Source organism: Streptomyces sp. MS191 (assembly GCF_008042125.1).
Lineage (GTDB): Bacteria > Actinomycetota > Actinomycetes > Streptomycetales > Streptomycetaceae > Streptomyces.
The window spans coordinates 115,743-139,153 of the sequence record NZ_RDBI01000054.1; the positions used below are offsets into that span (position 1 = coordinate 115,743).

Sequence of the window (23,411 nt, forward strand, 5' to 3'; positions counted from 1 at the left end):
GCCGCCCCGCCTCGCGAGGACGTCCTCGCCGCCGCCATGGACACCATCGCCGCGCGCGGACTCGACGGGCTGACCATGGCCGGGCTGGGGCGCGAGGTCGGCATGAGCAGCGGGCACCTCCTCTACTACTTCCGCACCAAGGACGAGCTGCTGCTGCAGACGCTGGAGTGGAGCGAGGGGCGCCTCGGCGCCGAGCGCAGCGCGCTGCTGTCCCGGCCCGGTACCGCCCGCGAACGGCTGGACGGTTACGTCGACGTCTACGTCCCCGACGGTCCGCGCGACCCGCACTGGACCCTCTGGCTGGAGGTCTGGAACCGGTACCAGGGCGCAGGCGACGACGCCCGCGCGCGGCAGGCCGCCATCGAGGGGGCCTGGCACCGCGACCTGGTGGCGCTCCTCGCCGAGGGCGTCTCCCGCGGCGAGTTCCGGGCCGTGGACCCCGACCGCTTCGCCACCCGGATGCGGGCCCTGCTCGACGGGTTCAGCGTCCACGTGGCGGTCGGCATCCCCGGCTTCGGGCGCGACCAGGTCCTTGAACACGTACGGGAGTTCGTCGAACAGAGCCTGCTGGCGCGACCGTAAGGCACGTAAGTACTCCCGATCGTTGCGTGCTACACCCTTGTTGCGCGTCCCGGTCCTCCGGCACGGTTCCGGTCCATGGGACGAGAGCACTGGAAGAAGATCTGGGTCGGCTCGGCCGGCAACATGGTCGAGTGGTTCGACTGGTTCGTGTACGCGAGTTTCGCGACCTACTTCGCGGGGGCGTTCTTCCCCGAGGGGAACGACACCGCCAAACTCATGAACACCGCGGGCATCTTCGCCGTCGGATTCTTCATGCGGCCCGTCGGCGGCTGGCTGCTCGGCCGGGTCGGTGACCGCAAGGGCCGCAAGGCGGCGCTCACCCTCACCGTGYCGCTGATGTCCGCGTCGGCCCTGCTCATCGCCGTCGCCCCCACCTACTCCGTCGCCGGCTACGGAGGCGCGGCCGTCCTCCTGGTGGCCCGGCTGCTCCAGGGCCTGTCGGTCGGCGGCGAGTACGCCGCCAGCGCCACGTACCTCACCGAGGCGTCCGCCCCGGAGCACCGCGGCTTCGCCTCCAGCTTCCAGTACGTGTCGATGACCGCGGGCCAGGTCGTCGGTCTCGGCCTGCAGATCGTGCTGCAGCGCACGATGTCCGCGGAGGCCCTGCACAGCTGGGGATGGCGCATCCCGTTCGTCATCGGGGCGCTCGGCGCGGCCGTCGTCTTCTACCTGCGGCGCAACATGCTGGAGACCGACGTCTACGAGGAGACCGCGGACGACGGCGTCGCCCGCGGCGAGAAGGGCACGATCAAGGCGCTCTGGGCGCACCGGCGCGAGGCGTTCCTCGTCGTCGCCCTCACCATGGGCGGCACCGTGGCGTACTACACGTACACCACCTACCTGACCAAGTACCTCTCCAACTCCGCCGGGTTGCCCAAGCAGACCGCGACCCTGGTCTCCTTCTGCGCGCTGATCGTCTTCGCCTGCCTCCAGCCGCTCGCCGGACGGCTGTCCGACCGGATCGGCCGCCGCCCGCTGCTGATCACCTTCGCGGTCGGCTCCACGCTGCTCACCGTGCCGATCATGACGATGCTCCGGCACGCCGGCTCGTTCTGGCCCGCGCTCGGCCTCTCGCTCCTCGCGCTGGTCGTCGTCACCGGCTACACCTCGATCAACGCGTGCGTGAAGGCGGAGCTCTTCCCGACCGGCATCCGCGCCCTGGGCGTGGCCCTGCCGTACGCCGTCGCCAACGCGCTCTTCGGCGGCACGGCGGAGTACGTGGCGCTCTGGTTCAAGGACGCGGGGATCGAGTCCGGCTACTCCTGGTACGTGGCCGGCTGCGCGGCCGTCTCGCTGATCGTCTACCTGACGATGCGCGAGACCCGCGACATCGACCTGGGCCGGGTCGGCCGCACCGACGCGCCGGTCCCCCCGCGGGACCGGGCGGAGACCCCGGCCGCCTCGCGCTGACGCCTCGCCGCWGCCGGCACGCGGTCTCCCGGCGGACCGGGGGCCGCTCCGGCGCGGTCACGCGCCTCCTCGCGCGGGGCCGCGGCGGGGCGGCCGTCCGGCGGGCTGACCGCATCGTGAGATCCGTGTCCACGGGACGGGGCCGGTGTGGGAGACTGCGGGCGTGCTCGCTACCACCATGATTATCGGCAGCAGCGCGCCGGTCCGCAGTGACCGCTGACCCGTGGCTCGATCCCCGCGGCAGTGGACACCGTGCCCCAGACCCGCGCGCAGACCTCTCGCACCCGCGAGGGGTTTTTTCGTTTTCCGGCCCCACCACGGCCGGAGACGGACGGCGCGTGAAAATGGGGGCAAGTGGATCCATACCTTCCGGAGCCACATCCGACAGGAGCCATCACAGTCATGACCACGGAGACCGACGCGAGCCCGCGTCCCGACGACAGCTTCCATGTCTTCGACACCACGCTGCGCGACGGGGCGCAGCGCGAGGGCATCAACCTCACCGTCGCGGACAAGCTGACCATCGCGCGGCACCTCGACGAGTTCGGCGTGGGCTTCATCGAGGGCGGTTGGCCCGGCGCCAACCCGCGTGACACGGAGTTCTTCGCCCGTGCCCGGCAGGAGATCGACTTCCGGCACGCACAGCTCGTCGCCTTCGGCGCGACCCGCCGGGCCGGAGGCAGCGCCGCCGACGACCCGCAGGTCAAGGCCCTCCTCGACTCCGGCGCCCCGGTGATCACGCTCGTCGCCAAGTCCCACGACCGGCACGTCGAACTCGCCCTGCGGACCACCCTGGACGAGAACCTGGAGATGGTCCGCGACACCGTCGCGCACCTGCGCTCCCAGGGCCGCCGGGTCTTCGTCGACTGCGAGCACTTCTTCGACGGCTACAAGGCCAACCCGCAGTACGCGAAGGCCGTCGTCCGCGCGGCCCACGAGTCCGGCGCCGACGTCGTCATCCTCTGCGACACCAACGGCGGCATGCTCCCCGCCCAGATCCAGGCCGTGGTGGCCACCGTCCTCGCCGACACCGGCGCCCGACTCGGCATCCACGCCCAGGACGACACCGGCTGCGCCGTCGCCAACACCCTGGCCGCCGTCGACGCCGGCGCCACCCACGTCCAGTGCACCGCCAACGGCTACGGCGAGCGCGTCGGCAACGCCAACCTCTTCCCGGTCGTCGCGGCCCTGGAACTCAAGTACGGCAAGACGGTCCTGCCCCCGGGCGCGCTCGCCGAGATGACCCGGATCTCCCACGCCATCGCCGAGGTCGTCAACCTGACGCCCTCCACCCACCAGCCCTATGTGGGTGTCTCCGCCTTCGCCCACAAGGCCGGACTGCACGCCTCCGCCATCAAGGTCGACCCCGACCTGTACCAGCACATCGACCCCGAGCAGGTCGGCAACACCATGCGGATGCTCGTCTCCGACATGGCCGGACGCGCCTCCATCGAGCTCAAGGGCAAGGAACTGGGCGTCGACCTCGGTGGCGACCGCGAGCTCGTCGGCCGGGTGGTCGAGCGGGTCAAGGAGCGCGAACTCCGGGGCTACACCTACGAGGCCGCGGACGCCTCCTTCGAACTGCTGCTCCGCGAGGAGGCGGAGGGCCGGGCCCGCCGCTACTTCCGCACGGAGTCCTGGCGCGCGATCGTCGAGGACCGGCCCGACGGCACCCACGCCAACGAGGCCACCGTGAAGCTCTGGGCCAAGGGCGAGCGGATCGTCGCCACCGCCGAGGGCAACGGACCCGTCAACGCCCTCGACCGGGCGATGCGGGTCGGCCTGGAGCGGATCTACCCGCAGCTCGCCAAGTTCGAGCTGGTGGACTACAAGGTCCGCATCCTGGAGGGGCGCCACGGCACCGAGTCCACGACCCGGGTCCTGATCACCACCAGCGACGGCAACGGCGAGTGGTCGACCGTCGGCGTCGGCGAGAACGTCATCGCCGCCTCCTGGCAGGCCCTGGAGGACGCCTTCACCTACGGACTGCTGCGGGTGGGCATCGACCCGGCCGAGTAGCCGCGCGTCGTACCGGTTCTCCGGGCCCGGTACACCCCAGCATGTCCGATATGACTGGTCATATCTTCCGTGCGGCGCGGACGGGCACGGCGGCGGCCGTCGCGGCCGGCGCCGTCCTCACCGGATGCCTCACCGCGACAGCGACAGCCGCCGGGCCCGCGACCGCACGGCCCCCGGGCCCGGTGCGCGTCACCGCCTCCCCGGTCACCACCGTGGCCGAGGGGGGCACGGCCCGCATCCGTCTCACCGTCGACGCGGCCCGCCCCCTGGCGCGCCCGGTGACGGTCCGGTGGACGACCTCCGCACCCGCGCGCGCCACCGGCCCCGGCCCGTCGGCGCGCGGCGGGGCGGCGGCCGCGCCGGGTCCGGTCACGCGTGCGGCGGCCGCCTCGCCCGGACGGGACTACCGGGCGGCCTCCGGCACGGTCACCTTCCCCGCCGGCAGCCGGCCCGGAGCCGTACGGACCGTCGCGGTCGCCACCCTCCGCGACCGCGTCCCCGAGGTCGCCGAGGCCGTCCCGGTCGCCCTCGACGTCACCGGGGCCGCGGGCCCCGAACGCCACCCGGTGGTCGTCGTCGACGCGCACGGGCTGCCGTACCTCGACCCGGGACTCCCCGTCCGGGAGCGGGTCGCCGACCTCCTCGGGCGGATGACCCTCGCCGAGAAGGCCGGCCAGATGACCCAGGCCGGCCGCAACACCCTCGCCGCCCACGAGGACATCACCTCCTACGCCCTGGGCTCGGTGATCTACGAGGCGGAAGCGGCCGGCTCACCGGCGCAGCCCCCGGCGGCCTGGCGGAAGGTCACCGACACCTATCAGTGGTACGCGCGCGCCACCCGGCTGCAGATCCCGCTGCTCCTGGCCACCGACGCCGTGCACGGACACTCCTTCGTGCGGGGCGCCACCGTCATGCCGCACAACATCGGGCTCGGCGCCGCTCGGGACCCCGCTCTCGTCGAGCGACTCGCCGCGATCACCGCCGAGGAGGTGCGGGCCACCGGGATCGCCTGGAACTTCGCGCCCTGCGTGTGCGTCGTGCGGGACGTGCGCTGGGGCCGCACCTACGAGTCCTTCGGGGAGGACCCGGAGCTCGTCTCCTCGCTGGCGGTCGCCGTCCGGGGGCTCCAGGGCGCCGCCGACGGCCGGGACCTCGCCCGCAACGACAAGGTGCTCGCCACCGCCAAGCATTTCGTCGGCGACGGCGGCACCGCCTACGGCTCCGGCCGTCCGCCGTACCTCATCGACCAGGGCGTCACCCGGATCGACCGGGGCGAGCTGGACGCCGTGCACGTCGCCCCCTTCCGGCAGGCGATCGGCCTCGGCGCGGGGGCGGTCATGCCCTCCTTCTCCTCGCTCGAACTGACCGGGGAGCGCGGCGGGCCGGTGAAGATGCACTCCCACGGCGAGATGATCAGCGGCCTGCTGAAGAGCGAGCTCGGGTTCCGGGGCATCGTCGTCAGCGACTGGGAGGCCGTCGACCAGATGCCGGGGGACGCCGTCAGCGACGTGCGGGACGCGGTCAACGCCGGCATCGACATGAACATGGCCCCGCTCACGTACAAGGAGTTCGGCCGGACCGTCGTCGACGAGGTCGCCGCCGGCCGGATCCTGGCCGCCCGGATCGACGAGGCCGTCGGCCGGGTGCTCGAGCAGAAGTTCCGGCTCGGGCTCTTCGAGAAGCCGTACGCCGACACCACCCACCTGGCCGGGATCGGCTCCGCCGAGCACCGGGCCGCGGCCCGGGAGGCCGTCGCCCGCTCGCAGGTCCTCCTGAAGAACGGCGGGAGCCTGCTGCCGCTGCGGACCGGGCAGCGGGTGTACGTCGCCGGCTCCAACGCCGACGACCTCGCCCACCAGGCGGGCGGCTGGACCGTCGGATGGCAGGGCGCCGGCGACCGGGCGATCCAGGGCACCACCATCCTGGACGGCATCCGCAGAGCCGATCCGCGGGCGCGGGTCACCTACTCCGAGGACGCCTCGGCGCCCACCGCCGGACACGACGTGGGCGTGGTCGTCGTCGGCGAGACGCCGTACGCGGAGGGGGTCGGCGACGTCGGCGTCAACGGCCACGACCTGGAACTGTCCGAGGACGACGGGAAGGCCGTCGACCGGGTCTGCGCCGCGATGCGGTGCGCGGTGCTGGTCGTGTCCGGGCGGCCGCAGCTCCTCGGCGACCGGCTCGGAAGGATCGACGCGCTGGTCGCCTCCTGGCTGCCGGGCAGCGAGGGCGACGGCGTCGCCGACGTGCTCTACGGCAGGCGGGCCTTCTCCGGGCGCCTGCCCGTGTCCTGGCCGCGCTCCGCCGAGCAGCTGCCGCTGAACGCCGGCGACCGCGGCTACGACCCGCAGTTCCCGTACGGCTGGGGTCTCACCACCAGGGCCGTCGCGCCCTGACCGTACAGCCGTCCGATCGACAGGTCTGAATGTGCCTCTTTAGGGGTAATCGAGGTGGTATGAGGACGAGGATTCCCGTGCTGTCGGCCGTCGGCGGACTGCTCATGCTGCTGCTGCTCCTGGTCCTGGCCCCGACCGCGGGGGCCAGGGCCACGGGGATCCCCGACGCCGCCGACGCGCTGAAGCAGGGCCCGGTCTACGTCGACCCCGGCGCGGCGGACCAGATGTCCCCCGCGCAGGCGGACGCCCTCGCCCGGAAGATCAAGGACGCGGACAAGGCGCTGTTCGTCGCGGTCCTGCCCGCGAACGACCAGTTCCCGGCCGGCAACCTGCTGCGGAACCTGCGCACCGAGACCGGCGTGACCGGCCTCTACGCGGTCCGCCTCGGCGACGGCTTCGACGCCGGCGCCGACCGCGCGGTCATGTCCCGGGCCGCCGTCGACAACCTCGTCACCTCGGTGCGCCAGCCCGGCGTGGACGCCGTCACCGAGCTGAACAACTTCGTCGACCAGGCCCTGCCGACGATGCGCGGCTCCGCCCCGGCCTCCTGGAGCGGCGTCGGCGGCTCGAGTGACGGCGTTCCGGTCGGCGGACTGATCACCCTCGGCGCGGTCGTCGTCGCGGGCGGCGCCGGCGCCTACGCGATCACCCGGCGCAACCGCCTCCGCAAGGAGGCCGAGGAGCGAGCGGCCCTCGACAAGCTCCGGGTCGTCGTCGACGAGGACATCACCGCCTTCGGCGAGGAGCTGGAGCACCTGGACTTCCACCCGGCCGAGCCCGGCGCCGACGACGCCATGCGCGGCGACTACGAACGCGCCCTCGACGCCTACGACAAGGCCAAGTCCCTGATGGGCTCCGCCACCCGCCCGCACGACGTCCGGCCGGTGACCGAGCAGCTGGAGGACGGCCGGTTCTCGCTCGCGGTCCTGGCCGCGCGGCGGGAGTCCCTCCCCCTGCCCGAACGCCGGTCCCCGTGCTTCTTCGACCCGCGCCACGGCCCCTCGACCGAGGACCGCGTCTGGACCCCGGCCGGCGGCGCCACCCGCGAGGTGCCGGTCTGCGCCGCCGACGCCGCCCGCCTGGACGACGGCCGCGACCCGATGACCCGCACCGTCGACGCCGACGGCGTCCGCCGCCCGTACTGGGAGGCGGGCCCGGCCTACGGCCCCTGGGCGGGCGGCTACTTCGGCGGCATGCTCCCCGGCCTCCTCGTCGGCACCATGCTCGGCTCGATGCTCGCCACCCCGGCCTACGCCTCCGAGTACGGCGGCGGCGACTTCCAGGGCGGCGACTTCTCCGGCGGTGACTTCAGCTCCGGCGACTTCGGTTCGGGCGACTTCGGCGGCGGCGGCGACTTCGGTGGTGGCGGCGGGTTCGACGGCGGCGGCGGGTTCTGACGTCGACACCGGTCGGCCGCGGTCGGGGATCGCCCCGGCCGCGGCCGGTCACACCAGCGGCGCCCGGACCGACATCAGCAGGTGCCGGTGGGCGGTGCCCGACGCGTCGGTGAGCAGGGCGCGCTGCCCCGGTCCGAGGAGTCCGAAGCGGACGGAGTCCGAGGCGAAGCTGTGCAGCGCGTCCAGCAGGTACCCGGGATGGAAGGCGACCGTCAGGGACTCCGCGCCCTCCAGGACGGCCGGCAGGCGCTGGGAGGCCACGTCGTCCTCGTACCCCGCCCGCAGGTGGACGGCGTCCTCGGTGAAGTGGAGCTGGACCGGGCTGTCGCCCTCGGCGACCACCGCGACCCGGCCCACCGCCTCCGTCAGCGGCGCCAGCGCCGTCTCGGCGACCGCGTGCCCGCCGAGCGTGAAGAGCTTCTCGTGGCGGGGGAGGCGCCCGTCGAGCAGCCGGGTGGTGGTGCGGGTGCGCGCACTCTCGAAGCCGATCGAGCCGGCGTCCAGGGCCAGCCGGACCGGCTCCGCCGTGGTCAGGGAACGGGCGATCTCGGTCAGCCGGCGGGCGGGCACCACCACGTCGATCCCCTCGGCCGCGGCGCCGTCCGCGCCCGCCGCGTTCTCGACGGGCTCCGGCTTCCACTCCAGCGCCCGCACCGCGTAGCGGTACCGGTCGGTCGCGGCCAGCGTCATGGTGGTGCCGTCCAGCGCGAGCCGGATGCCCGTCAGGACCGGCAGCGAGTCGTCCCGGCCCGCCGCCACCGCGACCTGGGCGACCGCCTGGGCGAACGCCCCGGCCTCCACCGTGCCCCGGAACACGGGCAGCGCCGGCTGCGCGGGGTAGTCGTCCAGGGGCAGCAGGGAGAGCCCGAACCGGGCGCCGCCGCCGGTCACCGAGAGCCGCGCCCCCTCGATCGCGCACTCGACCGTGCCCCGGGGGAGCACCTTGCAGATGTCGAGCAGCCGGCGTCCCAGCACGAGGGCCCGGCCGTCCCGGTCGGTGTCCGCCGCCAGCTCGACGCGGGCCGAGGCCTCGTAGTCCCGGCCGGAGATCCGCAGCCCGCCGTCCGCCGCCTCCAGGAGCAGCCCGCCCAGCACGGGTACGGGCGAGCGGGCGGGCAGGACGCGGGACGCCCAGGCCACGGCTTCGGTCAACGCGCTGCTGTCGATACGGAATTCCATGGCGCGGACGCTAGCCAACGCCACTGACAACGCCCCCGGCCCGCGCGGCCGGCCCGGTGGGGTCCGGTGCCGGGACGGCCGGCGGAACGCCGAGCGCCCGCCCTTCCGCTGATGCGGAGGGCGGGCGCGCTCGGTGAGCTCGCCCCTCAGGGGGCGGCGGGGCTCAGGCGGCGTTCTTGATCGCGGAGATGTCGAAGTTCAGCTTCACCTTGTCGCTGACCATCACACCGCCGGTCTCCAGGGCCGCGTTCCAGGTCAGACCCCAGTCGGAGCGCAGGATCTCGGCCGAGCCCTCGAAGCCGACGCGCTCGTTGCCGTAGACGTCCGTGGCCGTGCCGTTGAACTCCAGGTCGATCGAGAGCGGGCGGGTGACGTCCTTGATGGTCAGGTCGCCGGTGACGCGGTACTTGTCGCCGCCGAGCTGCGCCGCCTCGGTGGAGCGGAAGCTCATCAGCGGGAACTGCTCGGCGTCGAAGAAGTCGCCGCTCTTCAGGTGGCCGTCGCGGTCGGCGATGCCCGTGTCGATGGAGGCGATCGTGACGTCGATCGAGGCGGCGGAGGCGCCCGGGTTCGAGCCGTCCAGCGACAGTGTGCCCTCGTGCTCGCCGAAGGAGCCGCGCACGTTGGTGACCATCGCGTGGCGGACCGTGAAGCCGATGCTGCTGTGGGCCGGGTCGATGGTGTATTCGCCGGTCAGCGCGGCGAGGGCCGGGTCGACGGGGAGGGTGGCGACGGCGGTGGCGGTGGCGGCGGTGTCGTTCTTGCGGCTGAAGATGCCCATGACGTGCTCCTTGGGGACGGTGCGCGGGGAGGCGGCACTTGTGTTCGGTTCGGTTGAACCTTCAACGAGATTGACTGTAGACCCATTCCGTTCAAAGTTCAACATCTTCTGGATTTCTTTCCGCTTCCCGGTCCCGCGGCCCTTCCCGCGGCCCGACCCGCCCCGCTTCCCGGGCCGCGGAACCACCGGCCGTCCGGCCCGTCCGACGCCCCGCGATCCCGGGCCACGGCCCGCCTCCCGCGACCGGACTTGGACTAAGCGACGGCGGTTCTTGGACTGCCGGGGCCGCCGTGCCGCCATCTCGTTGACGGTCCCGTGCCGCCCGGGCCAACTAGTCCCCATGTCCCTCCCCAAGTCGCGAAGAGTCCGTGCGGCCTGCGCTCTCGCCGCCGCTTCATCCGCCGTGTTCGCCCTGTCCGGGCCCGCCCTCGCCGAACCGGCGGCGGCGCCGGTGGCCGCGGAGGCCGCCGGCGCCGCCCTGGTCATCGGCTCCGACCGGCTGTCCGTCGCCGTCGCCGAGGACTTCCCGCGGGTCCTGTCGTACACGGACAGGGCGACCGGCGCCCGCCTGCTCGGCAGCACGGCCCCGGTGACCCAGGTCGTCCTCAACGGCACGGCGTACCCCGTCCGCGCCCAGGGCGCCCCGGTCCTGACCGCGGCCGCCGCCGCGTACACCCTGACCTTCCCCGACCTTCCCGGGGTCGAGATCGACGCGAGCCTGGGGGTCGCCGACCGGACGACCACCTTCAAGGTCACCGCCGTCCGCGACACCGCCGCCTTCCGCGTCGGGACCCTCGACATACCCGGGCACGACCTGGTCTCCGTCGGATCGGCGGACGGCGGCGCGCAGACCGCCTTCACCCGCCTCGACCCCGACTCCACCCGGACCGCGGACGTCTTCGCGGCGGTCACCGACACCACCGCCGCCGAGGCGAACCCCGTCGGAGCCAGCTACGCCCTGGTCAACACCGGCTCCCTCGCCGCCGCCGTCGAGTCCAACTCCAGCTACGACAAGCCCGCCGGCGCCTCCGCCCGCGACGGGGCCCGCTTCTGGCACCAGGCGCGCAAGAACGGCACCGAGACCCGCGTCGGCGTCTGGTCCGGCCAGTGGACCTACCGCGGCGAAGGCGCCCCGCGGCCCGAGAGCGGTGCCGGCCTGCCCTGGGCCAAGGTCGTCGTCACCCCCGACGCCAACGCCGACGGACGGACCGACTGGCAGGACGGCGCCATCGCCTTCCGCACCATCGGGATCAAGGCCCCCGGCAGCGACGCCACCCCCGACCGGGTGATCGCCCACATCCCGTTCAACTTCGCCAGCAACGCCACCCACCCCTTCCTGCGCACCCTCGACGACGTCAAGCGGATCTCGCTCGCCACCGACGGCCTCGGCCAGTTCGCCCTCCTCAAGGGGTACGGCTCCGAGGGTCACGACTCCGCCCACCCCGACTACGGCGGCAACTACAACAAGCGCGCCGGCGGCCTCGCCGACCTCAACAAGCTGCTGAAGGAGGGGAAGAAGTGGGGCGCGGGCTTCGGCGTCCACGTCAACGCCACCGAGGCCTACCCCGAGGCGAGGAACTTCAGCGAGACCCTCGTCGACAAGACCAAGCCGGGCTGGAACTGGCTCAACCAGAGCTACTACATCGACCAGCGCCGGGACATCAACAGCGGTGACCTCGCCCGCCGCTTCCAGCAGCTGCGCGACGAGACCGACCCGAACCTGTCGATGCTCTACATCGACGTCTACTACACCCACGGCTGGATCGCCGACAAGACCGTGCAGGCCGTCCAGGCCCAGGGCTGGAACGTCGCCACCGAGTGGTCCGAGAAGTTCGAGCGGGCCTCCCTGTGGTCCCACTGGGCCAACGACCTGGACTACGGCGGCGCCACCAACAAGGGCCTCAACTCGCAGATCGTCCGCTTCGTGCGCAACGGCGAGAAGGACGTCTGGAACGCCCACCCGGTCCTCGGCCAGACCGCCCTGGTGGACTTCGAGGGCTGGACCGGCGAGACCGACTGGAACCGCTTCACCGCGAACGTCTGGCAGAAGAACCTGCCCGCCAAGTACCTCCAGCAGCAGCGCATCACCCGCTGGAACGGCAACGACATCACCTTCACCGGCGAGGTCCGCGGCACCGTCGAGAACGGCCGCCGCACCTTCTACGACCACGGCCGCAAGGTCCTGGACGGCGAGTCCTACCTCCTGCCCTGGGACGGCGGCAAGAAGCTCTACCACTACAACAAGACGGGTGGCAGCAGCAGTTGGGCCGTCGCCGGCACCGGCTCGTACACCGTCTACCGGCTGACGGACAACGGCCGGGTGAAGACCGGCACCGTCCGGCCCGCGGGCGGGCGGATCACCCTCGACGCGGCCGCCGGACAGCCCTACGTCCTCTACCCCGACCGCGCCCCCGAGCCGCGCGACCCGCGCTGGGGCGAGGGCACCCCGGTCAGGGACCCCGGGTTCAACGACGCCCGGCTCTCCGCCTGGGCCACCACCGGCACGGTCGCCCGCGACACCGACGGCCAGGGCCGCAACAGCGCCAGGCTCACCGGCGCGGCCACCGCCTCGGTCCGCCAGCAGATCACCGGACTCGTCCCCGGCAAGCGGTACACGGCCTCCGCCCTCGTCGAGGTCGAGCCCGGGAAGACCCGGCCGACCACGCTGGCCATCGCCGGCGGCTCCGTCACCGTCGCACGCTCCGCCCTCGAGGACCGGGTCGCCGCCTCCGACTGGAACGGCACCCGGCTCCAGCGCGCCAAGGTCACCTTCACCGCCCCGCCCACCGGGACGGCGGCGCTTCGGATCGAGGCGGCGGCCGGCAGCGCCGCCGCCGTCCGCATCGACGACGTCCGGATCGTCGGCGGCGCCCCCGCGGCCAGGACCGGAGCCGTCGTCCACGAGGACTTCGAGGCCGTCGACCAGGGCTGGGGACCCTTCCTCAAGGGCGATGCCGGCGGCACGACCGACCCGCGCACCCACATCGCCCAGCTGCACGCCCCGTACACCAGGGCCGGCTGGAACGGGAAGCTCGTCGACGACGTCGTCGACGGCGCCGAGTCCCTGAAGTCGCACGACGAGAACAGCGGCCTCGTGTACCGGACCGCGCCCTGGACCGTCCCGATGGAGGACGGGCACTCCTACCGGGTGGAGTACGACTACCAGTCCAGCCACGCCGGCGCCTACGAGTGGGTCACCGGCTACGACCGCACCCGGGGTGACGGGCCGTCCGTCGAGACTCGCCGCACCCCGATCGGGCAGCAGCGCACCACCGCCCACTTCGCGCAGACGGTGACCGCCGGCTGCGGCGACACCTGGACCGGCCTGCGCAAGCGCGGCGACGCGCCCGACGGCGCCGACTTCGTCCTCGACGGCTTCACGGTCACCGACCTGGGCCCCGCCCCCGAGCGGGCCGCCTGCGGCACCCTCGGCCTCACCGCGCCGGACACCCTGGAGCCGGGCCGCGCCAACGAGGTCACCGCCACCTTCGCCAACGACGAGGCGAGCGCGGTCGACGCCGTCACCGCGGCCCTCGCGCTGCCCGCCGGCTGGACCGCCGAGCCGGCCGCCCCGGTCGTCGTCGGAACGGTCGCGGCGGGCGCCGAGGCCACCGCCACCTGGAAGGTCACCCCGCCCGTCGACGCCGCCTACCGCGGCTACCCGCTCGACGCCACGGTCACGTACACCGTCGGCGGCCAGGCCCGGAAGCTGACCGCGACCACCACCGTCCGCACGCTGCCCCCGCCGCCCGCCACCGACAGCTGGGCGAGCGACCTGGACTGGACGTCGTCGGCCAACGGCTGGGGTCCGGTGGAGCGGGACCTGTCCAACGGCGAGACCGGCAGCGGCGACGGCAGCCCGCTGCGGATCGGGGGAGTGGCCTACGCCAAGGGGCTCGGCACCCACGCCCCGGCCACGGTGCGCTACTACCTGGGTGGTTCCTGCCGCTCCTTCACCGCCGAGGTCGGGGTGGACGACGTCCAGGCCACCCGCGGCACCGTGCAGTTCAGCGTCCTCGCCGACGGTACGGAGAAGGTGAAGTCGCCGGTCCTCAAGGCCACCGACCCGGCCTGGTCGCTGACGGCCGACGTCACCGGGGCCTCCTACGTCGACCTGGTCGCCGGCGACGGCGGCGACGGGAACGGCAACGACCACGCGGACTGGGGGAACGCGCGCTTCCACTGCTCCGGCTGAGCAGGGCGCGGCGGGGCGGGAGTTGACGGAAAGCGCTTCCGCCCCGTCGTGCGGTGCTCATTGATTGCGTCGGAGAGCCGGTGTTAGACCGGCCCCAACCGGTCTACACCACTTCCCCCGGGAGGCTCCCCGTGCCCGTCCCCGCCTGGTCCCGACGCACCTTCCTGCTCACCGCCTCCGCCACCGCCGCCACCCTCGCGGTCCCGCTCCCCGCCGCCCGCGCCGCGGAGCCGGCCTCGCTCGCCGAGGAGTCGGAGGCGCTGCGGCAGCGCTGGGTCGGCATCCAGCTCGGCTCCGGCTTCGACGCCGGGGCCGAGCCGTACGCCACCCGCCTCGCCGAGACCGGCGCGCTCGCCCGCGCCTTCCGGGCCTCCATGGCCCCGACGGACACCTCCCTGTGGCCGGGCTACGCCTTCGACCCGCCGTCCGGCATCACCCAGTCGTACAGCCGCCTGTGGACCATGACGCAGGCGTACGCCCAGCCCGGCACGGGGCTCACCGGCGACCCGGGCCTCCTCACGGACATCGTCCGCGGCCTGGACCACCTCTCCGCGCGGGTCTACCACGCCACCACCGTCCGCTACGGCAACTGGTGGGAGTGGCAGATCGGCAGCCCCCGGCTGCTCATGGACATCGTCGCCGTCCTCCACCCCCACCTCGGAGCCGAACGGATCGAGGCCGCGTGTGCCGCCGTCGACCACTTCGTCCCCGACACCGTGCTCACCGACTACAGCGGCACCTCGACCGGGGCCAACCGCGTCGACCTCTGCCGCTCCGTCGCCCTCCGCGGCATCCTCGGGGCCGCCCCGGCCAAGACCGCGCTGGCCCGCGACGCGCTCTCGCCCGTCTTCCCGTACGTGACCCGGGGCGACGGCCTGTACGCCGACGGCTCCTTCATCCAGCACACCTGGGTGGCCTACTCGGGCACCTACGGGCAGGTCATGCTCGACGGACTCGGCCGGCTCTTCACCCTGCTCGCCGGCTCCACGTGGGCCGTCACCGACCCGAACCGCCAGATCATCCTCGACAGCGTCGAGAAGGCCTACGCGCCCCTGATCTACAACGGCCTGATGATGGACAGCGTCAACGGCCGCGCCATCAGCCGCGGTTACCTGAAGAGCGACGAGCGGCAGATCATGCGCTCCGACCACTTCCACGGCCAGGGCCTGATCGCCGCCATCGCCCTCCTGGCCGGCGGCGCGAGCGCCGCCGAACGCGACCGGTGGCACGCGCGCGTGAAGGGCTGGATCGAACGGGACACCGTCACCCCGGTCCTCACGGCCCGCCAGTTCGGCGTCGCCGACCTCGCCCGGCTCCACGCGGTCGCCACCGCCCCCGTCCCGGCCGCTCCCGAACCCACCGGCCACACCCTCTTCGCCGCCATGGACCGCGCCGTGCACCGCCGCCCCGGCTGGGCCGCCAACATCTCCATGGCCTCGGAGCGCGTCTCCTCCTACGAGTGCGGCAACGGCGAGAACCCGCGCGGCTGGCACACCGGGGCCGGGATGCTCTACTGGTGGGGCCCGGGCGCCGGATCCGACGCCCAGTACACCGACTGGTTCTGGCCCACCGTCGACCCCTACCGGCTGCCCGGCACGACCGTCTCCACCCGGCGGCTCGCCGACCGCGCGGGCGGCGAGTGGGGCGCGCACCGGCCCGCCGTGCAGTGGGTCGGCGGCGCCACCGACGGCGAGTTCGCCGCCGTCGGGCAGCACGTCAAGGGGCTCGGCTCCACCCTGGAGGCCCGCAAGTCCTGGTTCTGCGCCGCCGACACGGTCATCTGCCTCGGGGCCGGCATCACCGCCGCCGACGGAGTCCCCGTGGAGACGGTCGTCGACAACCGCCTCCTCGCCGACGACCGCGCCCAGCCCCTCACCACCGGCGCCCGGTGGGCGCACCTGGAGGGCCACGGCGGCTGGGTCCTCCCCGAGGGGACGGCCGGACTGCGCACCCTGCGCGAGGAACGGACCGGGGCCTGGAGCGACATCAACACCACCAGCTCCACCGAGCGCCGCACCCGCGGCTACCAGACGCTCTGGCTGGACCACGGCACGGACCCGGTCGACGCCTCGTACGCGTACCTGCTGATGCCCGGGGCCTCCCGCCGCGCCCTGGCCGCCCGGGCGGCCGACGGCGGCTGGCTGACGATCCTGGACAACACGGCGGACCGGCAGGCGGTCGCCGTCCCGTCCCTGGGGCTGACGGCCGCCAACTTCTGGCGGGCCGGTACCGTGGGGCGCCTGACGGTCACCGCCCCCGCGAGCGTGCTGGTGCGCCGGCGCCGATCGGTCCTCGACCTCCGGATCTCCGAGCCGCCCCGTACCGGGCAGCCCTTCGAGGTCGTCTGGGACGGGCCGGCCCGCCGGGTGATCGGCCACGACCCCTCGGTGGCGGTCCGGTCCACCGGGCGGTCCCTCCGGCTGACGATCACGCCGGGAGTCGCCGGAGCCACCCACCAGTGCACGGTGCTTGTGTAAGGATCCTACAAACGCCAGGGGTGTCTGGCTGTCGACTCGGCCGGGTGGGGGCATGGTTCTGTCCAGCCCCACCAGGAATCCGCGCGGGAGACTGTACGGAGTCGACGGCGGGATTTCCTTGGTCGGCTTCGTAGGGTCGGTACATGACCGTTGTGGACCAGATCCCGAGCGAGCCGACCGACGCCCGTGGCCGTGTTGCCGAGCTGCACGCACTCCGCGAGGAGGCGCGCCGCGGACCGAGCGACCGGGCGACCGAGGCCCAGCACGCCAAGGGCAAGCTGACCGCTCGCGAGCGCATCGAGCTGCTGCTCGACCCTGGCTCCTTCAACGAGGTCGAGCAGCTGCGCCGGCACCGCGCCACGGGCTTCGGCCTGGAGGCCCGCAAGCCGTACACCGACGGTGTCATCACCGGCTGGGGCACGGTCGAGGGCCGCACGGTCTTCGTCTACGCGCACGACTTCCGGATCTTCGGCGGCGCGCTGGGTGAGGCCCACGCCACCAAGATCCACAAGATCATGGACATGGCCATCGCGGCGGGCGCCCCGCTCGTCTCGCTGAACGACGGCGCCGGCGCCCGTATCCAGGAGGGCGTCTCGGCGCTCGCCGGCTACGGCGGCATCTTCCAGCGCAACACCCGCGCCTCGGGCGTCATCCCGCAGATCTCGGTCATGCTCGGCCCGTGCGCCGGCGGCGCCGCCTACAGCCCGGCCCTCACGGACTTCGTCTTCATGGTCCGCGAGACCTCGCAGATGTTCATCACCGGCCCGGACGTCGTCAAGGCGGTCACCGGCGAGGAGATCACCCAGAACGGTCTGGGCGGCGCGGACGTGCACGCCGAGACCAGCGGCGTCGCGCACTTCGCGTACGACGACGAGGAGACCTGCATCGCCGAGGTGCGCTACCTCCTGTCGATGCTGCCGCAGAACAACCGCGAGAACCCGCCTACGGTCGCCTCGGAGGACCCGGCGGACCGCCGCGGGGACGTCCTGCTCGACCTGGTGCCGGCCGACGGCAACCGCCCGTACGACATGCACAAGGTCATCGAGGAGCTCGTCGACGAGGGCGACTACCTGGAGATCCACGAGCGCTGGGCCCGCAACATCATCTGCGCCCTGGCCCGGCTGGACGGCCAGGTCGTCGGCATCGTCGCCAACCAGCCCCAGTCGCTGGCCGGTGTCCTGGACATCGAGGCGTCCGAGAAGGCCGCGCGCTTCGTCCAGATGTGCGATGCCTTCAACATCCCGATCATCACTCTTCTGGACGTCCCCGGCTTCCTCCCGGGCGTCGACCAGGAGCACGGTGGAATCATCCGCCACGGCGCGAAGCTGCTGTACGCGTACTGCAACGCGACCGTGCCCCGGATCTCGCTGATCCTGCGCAAGGCGTACGGCGGCGCCTACATCGTGATGGACAGCCAGTCCATCGGCGCCGACCTGACGTACGCCTGGCCCACCAACGAAATCGCGGTGATGGGCGCCGAAGGTGCCGCCAACGTCATCTTCCGCAAGCAGATCGCCGAGGCAGAGGACTCCGAGGCCATGCGGGCCCGCATGGTCAAGGAGTACAAGGCCGAGCTGATGCACCCGTACTACGCCGCGGAGCGCGGTCTGGTCGACGACGTCATCGACCCCGCCGAGACGCGTGAGGTCCTGATCAGGTCTCTCGCCATGCTCCGCACCAAGCACGCCGACCTGCCGTCCCGCAAGCACGGCAACCCGCCTCAGTAAGAGGAGCCACTGACGTGACCACGCCTGCCAACCTTCTCCGCGTCGAGAAGGGCCACGCCGACCCCGAGGAGCTCGCCGCGATCACCGCGGTGCTGCTCGCCCGGGCGGCCTCCCAGCCCGCCGAGACGTCCTCCCACGCCCCCTCCACGGCCGGCTGGCGCCGCCTGGAGCGCCAGTCGGGCTTCCGCCCCTCCCACTCCTGGCAGGGCTGACAGCGCAGACCCGAAGGCCCCCGCCTCCCTCCCGGGAGACGGGGGCCTTCGGCATGCCGGACGTCCCGCCGCGGCGCCCCGCCGTCACCGCCCGCCCGACACCGGGCACGCCCGGCGGCGCCGACCGTCCGGGGCACGCGAAGGCCCCCGCAACCGGACCGGTTGCGGGGGCCTCTCGCGGAACCCGGGGGGACGGTTACCGCAGACGTGCCATCAGGGCGTGCTCCACCAGCGTGATGAGGGCGCTCTTGGCGTCCGCGCGGTGGCGTGCGTCGGTGGTGATGATCGGGGTGTCCGGGCCGATCTGGAGGGCCTCGCGGACTTCCTCGGGCTGGTAGGGCTGGTGCCCGTCGAAGCCGTTGAGGGCGATGACGAACGGCAGCCCGGAGTTCTCGAAGTAGTCGACGGCCGGGAAGCAGTCGGCGAGGCGGCGCGTGTCGACCAGGACGACGGCGCCGATGGCGCCGCGGACCAGGTCGTCCCACATGAACCAGAAGCGGTCCTGACCGGGCGTACCGAAGAGGTACAGGATCAGGTCCTGGTCCAGGGTGATGCGGCCGAAGTCCATGGCGACGGTCGTCGTCGTCTTGTCGCCGGTGTGCGTGAGGTCGTCGATGCCCGCGGACGCAGACGTCATCACGGCCTCGGTACGCAGCGGGTTGATCTCCGAGACGGCGCCGACGAACGTGGTCTTGCCCACGCCGAAGCCACCCGCCACCACGATCTTCGCGCTGGTGGTTGAACGGGCCGCGCCGCCGCTAGAGCTTGCGAAGTCCACTGAGCACCCTTTCGAGCAGTGTCACGTCTGGCTGACCGCCGGCGGCTTCGTCGCCGCCGGGCTGGTGGATGGCGACAAGTCCGGCCTCCGCCAGGTCGGCGACGAGGATCCGGGCAACGCCGAGGGGGATGGAGAGAAGAGCCGAGATCTCGGCGACCGACTTGATCTCGAAGCACAGTCGGCAGATCCGCTGGTGCTCGGGCAACTGCCCCTGCAACCGGGCCGGATCGGCCGTCGTACTGACCAGCGCCTCGATGGCGAGCTGGTAGCGCGGCCGGGTACGGCCGCCGGTCATCGCGTAGGGACGCACCAGCGGGTTGTGCGTACCCGTACCGCCCGCACCGCGGGAGGCGCCGGGCGCGCCCACGGGCGACTGCTGGGCCTGGGGCTGCTGATAGGGCTGCTGTACACCCTGTCTGCTGGGCGCGGAAGGAAAGTTGAAGTGGTTCTGTCCGGCATCACCGTGCGGCTGCTGACCACCAAAACCATTGAACGGACTTCCGCCCGGGGGTGTTCCCACGTCTCCTCCTCCGACTGCCTCGCGGTCCATGTCCCTGTGGAACCGCGCCACCGCACCCTACGGTGCGGTGGCGCGAAACGCACTGTCTGTCTGTTAGTTGAGAAGACTTCCCTGAAGCTCCGCGCGGAGGTCAGGTGTCAGAACACTGCCCGCCCGGTCCACCAGCAACGCCATCTCGTAGCCCACGAGGCCGATGTCCGCCTCCGGGTGCGAGAGCACGGCCAGCGAGGAGCCGTCCGAGATCGACATGATGAAGAGGAAGCCGCGCTCCATCTCCACGACGGTCTGGTTGACCGCACCGCCCTCGAAGATCCGGGACGCGCCCGCGGTCAGCGAGGTCAGTCCGGAGGCGACGGCCGCCAGCTGGTCGGCTCGGTCACGGGGGAAGCCCTCGGACATCGCCAGCAGGAGTCCGTCGGCGGAGACCACCACAGTGTGGGACACCCCGGGGGTGTTGTCCACGAAGTTGGTGATCAACCAGTTCAGATTCTGCGCCGCCTGGCTCATGCTCACACTAACGCTCCTGGTTGTAGGTACTGCCCGGGCCGAGGCCCGATCCGTTCGTGTCCGTTCCCGCGTTGCGTCCCTGCTGAACGCCACGGCGCAGGTTGCTCAACCTGCCCCGCACGTCCTCGGGGGCGCGGGAGACCTGTGGGCCGCCCTGCGGGGTCTGCTCCGCCGTTCCCTCGACCAGATTGGCCTTGGGGACCCGTCGAGGAAGACCGGAGGGGGTGACCCCGCCCGCCTTCGGCTCGCGGAGCTTCTCGGCCCGCTCCCAGCGCTCGTCGTTGGCCGAGCGCCAGTCGTCGGTACCGGCGGCTTCGTTCTGCTGGGCCGCCCGTGCGGGCGGCTGCTGCTGCGCGGCCTGGGGCACCTGCGCGGCGTTGCTGCCACGGCGCGGCAGACCGGCGTCGGTCATCGCGTGCGCGGCGTCCGGGGTGGGGTTCGGGGTCGAACCCTGACGGTCGAAGCCTACGCGCTCAGGAGCCTGTTCGGGAGCGCTCGGGGCAGATTCCGTTTCTGCTCCGTACTGCTGACCGTACTCACCCTGGTACGCACCCTGACCAGCCCACTCACCCTGCTGGGCCTGCGGGTCGTAGCCATTGCCGTACTGCGCCTGGCCCTGGTCCTGACCCTGGTACGGGGCTTCCGCATAGGTGGGCTCAGGGTAGCCGCCGGAAGGCTGGCCGTACCCGTCGTAGCCCTGCGGGGACTGGCCGTAGCCGCCGTCCTGGGCCGGCCCGCCGTCGTACCCGGCGTGCTCCGGAGCGCGACCGAAGTCGGATGCGTACTCCTGTACGTACTCCTGCTCGGGAGCGTAGCCCTGCTCGTGCTCCTGCTGTACGTAGCCCTGCTGCGACGGGTCGATCTCGTCCCGGAACAGCGGACGTTCGCCACCCTGTGCCTGGGCCTCCAGGGCCGCCCGGCGCTCCTCGCGCTGGAGCGAGCGGTTCACCGGGTCGAGCTGGCGCTCCTCGCCCGGCTGCTCGTAGCGGGAGTCGTCGAAGCCGAGCTCCGCCGCGGTCCGCATCGGCTGCTGCGGGCTGGGGTCGAAGGCGTTCTGGCCCTGCTGCGGGATGATCTGCGAGACCGTGAAGTCGTTCTCGGGCAGCGACTCGCCACCACCACCGTGGGTGATCGCGTCCGGGAGCATGACCAGCGAGGTCGTGCCCGCCTGCTCGCCCGAGGGGCGGAGCTGGACCCGGATGCCGTGCCGGTCGGCGAGCCGGCCGACCACGAACAGGCCCATGCGCTGCGAGACGGCGGCGTCCACGGTCGGCGGGTTGGCCAGCTTGTGGTTGATGTCCGCGAAGTCCTCGGCCGTGAGACCGATGCCCTTGTCGTGGATCTCGACCATCACGCGGCCGTCGGGCAGCCGGGTCGCGGTCACGCGGACCTTGGTCTGCGGGGAGGAGAACGTGGTGGCGTTCTCCAGGAGCTCGGCGAGCAGGTGCACGAGGTCGGTCACGGCCTGGCCGTGGATCTCGGCCTCCGGGACACCGGCCAGCTCGATGCGCTCGTACTGCTCCACCTCGGAGGAGGCGGCGCGCATGACGTCGACCAGGGGGACCGGCTGGTCCCAGCGGCGGCCGGGCTCCTCGCCGGCGAGGACCAGGAGGTTCTCGCCGTTGCGGCGCATACGGGTGGCCAGGTGGTCCAGGCGGAAGAGGTTCTCCAGCTGGTCCGGGTCGGCCTCGTTGTTCTCCAGGTCGGTGATCAGGGTCAGCTGGCCCTCGATCAGCGACTGGTTGCGCCGCGACAGGTTGGTGAAGATCGCGTTGACGTTGCCCCGGAGCATGGCCTGCTCGGCGGCGAGCCGGACGGCCTCGCGGTGGACCTGGTCGAAGGCGCGGGCGACTTCGCCGATCTCGTCCTGGGTGTCGATGGGGATCGGCTGGACCCGGGTGTCGACGCGGCCGGGCTCGGTGCGCGACAGCTGGTCGACCAGCATCGGCAGACGCTGCTCGGCGATGCCGAAGGCGGCGGTGCGCAGCTGCTGCATCGAGCGGCTCATCTGGCGGGCCATGATGCCGGCCACGATGAAGGCGGCGAGGAGCGCGATGACCACGATGCCACCGTTGACGAACGCGTCCGTCTTGGCGTCGTCGGAGATCTCGGCGGCCTCGGTCACGGCCTTGTCGACGAGCTCCTTCTCGACCTCGGTGTAGCCGTCGAACTTCGCCGTGGCCGCACCCATCCAGGTCTCGGGGGTGACGTCGTCCTTGCGGAGGTCCTTGATCGCGTCGGCGTCCTTGGCCGAGCCGATCGCGTCCGTCAGGCCCGCGTAGACCGACGGCGGGTCGCCCTTCACCGGCGGGCTGAGCTGCGCCTCGGTGAGCCGCTTGGCGCCCTCGGTGGCCTTCTGCGTCATGACCTGCTTGAGGCGGTCGACGTCGGCCTGGGTGCCGCCGGACTGGTACTCACCGAGAGCGATCTGCTCCAGGTAGTTGTACGAGTTGAACGCCACCGACTGCGCGGCGAAGACCTTGGGGTCCTCGCTGGGCCGCACCAGGAGCTGCATGCCGATCGAGCGCTGGAGCGACTCGGCCGCCTTGGCGAGCTGGATGGCGTAGACCGTCCGGCCGTAGCTGGTGATGTTGCCGGTGCCCAGACCGAGCTCGTTGGAGAACTCCATCAGGTAGTGCTGCACGTCGGTGTACCGGGTCTGGGTGAACACCGGGTCGAGCGACTTGGAGTAGGCGACCTTGCGCAGCTCCTTCAGCTTGGGCTCCGCCGTGCGGAAGAGGCCCAGGCGGCGCTCCATGCCCTCGCCCTCGGGCATGTTCCTGACGGCCTCGTCGAACTTGACCTTCGCCTCGTCGGTGGCCGCGTAGGCCTGCGCGACGGCGTCGCTCTGCCGGTCCTCGGCCGTCCGGGCCGTCAGCAGGGGCGCTGCGGTCAGGTCACGCTCGTTGAGGAGGGCCTGGCCGTACTCCGAGGCGGCGCGCACGATCAGCGCCGTCTTCTCGGCGTTCTGCGCCTCCTGCCAGGTGTCGATCGACCCCTTCACCTGGAAGCCGCCCATGACGAGGCCGACCAGCACGGGTATGAGGAGGATCGCGTTCAGCTTCGTGGGCACCCGCCAGTTACGCGGGGACAACCTGCTGGAACTGCCCGTGCCGCTCGCGGCCTGGGGCGTCGCGGGTACCTCGACGGGCGGCGCCGCAGTGCGTGCCGGCGTGAAGTTGCCTCGCGCCTGCTGCTCCGCGGAGCCTTCCTTGCTTCGCCTCACTCGAC

The 23,411-nt window shown here is 72.5% G+C and carries 15 protein-coding genes; 9 read left to right on the plus strand and 6 right to left on the minus strand.

Annotation, left to right across the window (positions count from 1 at the left end; translation table 11 throughout):
• The 5 genes from EAO71_RS23555 to EAO71_RS23575 all read left to right on the plus strand — a co-directional run.
• Nucleotides 1–582, plus strand: a 582-nt coding sequence (locus EAO71_RS23555) for a TetR/AcrR family transcriptional regulator (RefSeq protein WP_261992309.1), incomplete at its 5' end; no start/stop codon positions are given.
• A 75-nt stretch (nt 583–657) separates the two neighbouring features.
• On the plus strand, nt 658–1,992 hold the full coding sequence (locus EAO71_RS23560) for an MFS transporter (RefSeq protein WP_147979821.1): 1,335 nt from the start codon (nt 658–660) through the stop codon (nt 1,990–1,992).
• Nucleotides 1,993–2,394: 402 nt separating this feature from the next.
• Nucleotides 2,395–4,011: a citramalate synthase gene (cimA, locus tag EAO71_RS23565; protein ID WP_147979822.1), complete on the plus strand. Its 1,617-nt coding sequence runs from the start codon at nt 2,395–2,397 to the stop codon at nt 4,009–4,011.
• Nucleotides 4,012–4,061: 50 nt separating this feature from the next.
• Complete coding sequence (locus EAO71_RS23570) at nt 4,062–6,407, plus strand: glycoside hydrolase family 3 protein (RefSeq protein ID WP_261992310.1); 2,346 nt, start codon at nt 4,062–4,064, stop codon at nt 6,405–6,407.
• Between the two features lie 59 nt (nt 6,408–6,466).
• Nucleotides 6,467–7,804 carry a hypothetical protein gene (locus EAO71_RS23575; RefSeq protein WP_147979824.1) on the plus strand — a complete coding sequence of 446 codons (1,338 nt, stop codon included), beginning with the start codon at nt 6,467–6,469 and terminating at the stop codon, nt 7,802–7,804.
• A 48-nt stretch (nt 7,805–7,852) separates the two neighbouring features.
• Here EAO71_RS23575 and dnaN read toward each other — a convergent pair whose 3' ends face one another.
• Complete coding sequence (gene dnaN / locus EAO71_RS23580) at nt 7,853–8,983, minus strand: DNA polymerase III subunit beta (protein WP_147979825.1); 1,131 nt, start codon at nt 8,981–8,983, stop codon at nt 7,853–7,855.
• A 163-nt stretch (nt 8,984–9,146) separates the two neighbouring features.
• Complete coding sequence (locus EAO71_RS23585) at nt 9,147–9,764, minus strand: YceI family protein (protein ID WP_147979826.1); 618 nt, start codon at nt 9,762–9,764, stop codon at nt 9,147–9,149.
• A 340-nt stretch (nt 9,765–10,104) separates the two neighbouring features.
• On the opposite strand from EAO71_RS23585, the gene EAO71_RS23590 reads away from it, so the two are divergent.
• The 4 genes from EAO71_RS23590 (at nt 10,105) to EAO71_RS23605 (ending at nt 18,375) form a co-directional block, all read left to right on the plus strand.
• A complete protein-coding gene (locus EAO71_RS23590; protein WP_147979827.1) occupies nt 10,105–13,959 on the plus strand; it encodes an endo-alpha-N-acetylgalactosaminidase family protein in 3,855 nt (1,284 codons plus the stop codon).
• Nucleotides 13,960–14,090: 131 nt separating this feature from the next.
• Nucleotides 14,091–16,436: a polysaccharide lyase 8 family protein gene (locus tag EAO71_RS23595; RefSeq protein WP_147979828.1), complete on the plus strand. Its 2,346-nt coding sequence runs from the start codon at nt 14,091–14,093 to the stop codon at nt 16,434–16,436.
• Nucleotides 16,437–16,579: 143 nt separating this feature from the next.
• Nucleotides 16,580–18,163, plus strand: a complete 1,584-nt coding sequence (locus EAO71_RS23600; RefSeq protein ID WP_147979829.1) for an acyl-CoA carboxylase subunit beta — start codon at nt 16,580–16,582, stop codon at nt 18,161–18,163.
• Nucleotides 18,164–18,177: 14 nt separating this feature from the next.
• Nucleotides 18,178–18,375 carry an acyl-CoA carboxylase subunit epsilon gene (locus EAO71_RS23605; protein WP_147979830.1) on the plus strand — a complete coding sequence of 66 codons (198 nt, stop codon included), beginning with the start codon at nt 18,178–18,180 and terminating at the stop codon, nt 18,373–18,375.
• Between the two features lie 196 nt (nt 18,376–18,571).
• Here the strand turns inward: EAO71_RS23605 and EAO71_RS23610 are convergent, their stop codons facing one another.
• The 4 genes from EAO71_RS23610 to EAO71_RS23625 form a co-directional block, all read right to left on the minus strand.
• Nucleotides 18,572–19,153: a GTP-binding protein gene (locus tag EAO71_RS23610; RefSeq protein WP_017235983.1), complete on the minus strand. Its 582-nt coding sequence runs from the start codon at nt 19,151–19,153 to the stop codon at nt 18,572–18,574.
• Nucleotides 19,134–19,673, minus strand: a complete 540-nt coding sequence (locus EAO71_RS23615) for a DUF742 domain-containing protein (RefSeq protein ID WP_147979831.1) — start codon at nt 19,671–19,673, stop codon at nt 19,134–19,136. Before EAO71_RS23615 ends, EAO71_RS23610 begins: the two co-directional genes overlap by 20 nt.
• A 93-nt stretch (nt 19,674–19,766) precedes the next feature.
• Complete coding sequence (locus EAO71_RS23620) at nt 19,767–20,180, minus strand: roadblock/LC7 domain-containing protein (protein ID WP_147980024.1); 414 nt, start codon at nt 20,178–20,180, stop codon at nt 19,767–19,769.
• A gap of 7 nt (nt 20,181–20,187) precedes the next feature.
• Nucleotides 20,188–23,406 (minus strand): sensor histidine kinase, encoded by a 3,219-nt coding sequence (locus EAO71_RS23625; RefSeq protein ID WP_147979832.1) that lies wholly within the window; start codon nt 23,404–23,406, stop codon nt 20,188–20,190.
• Between the last annotated feature and the right edge of the window lie 5 nt (nt 23,407–23,411).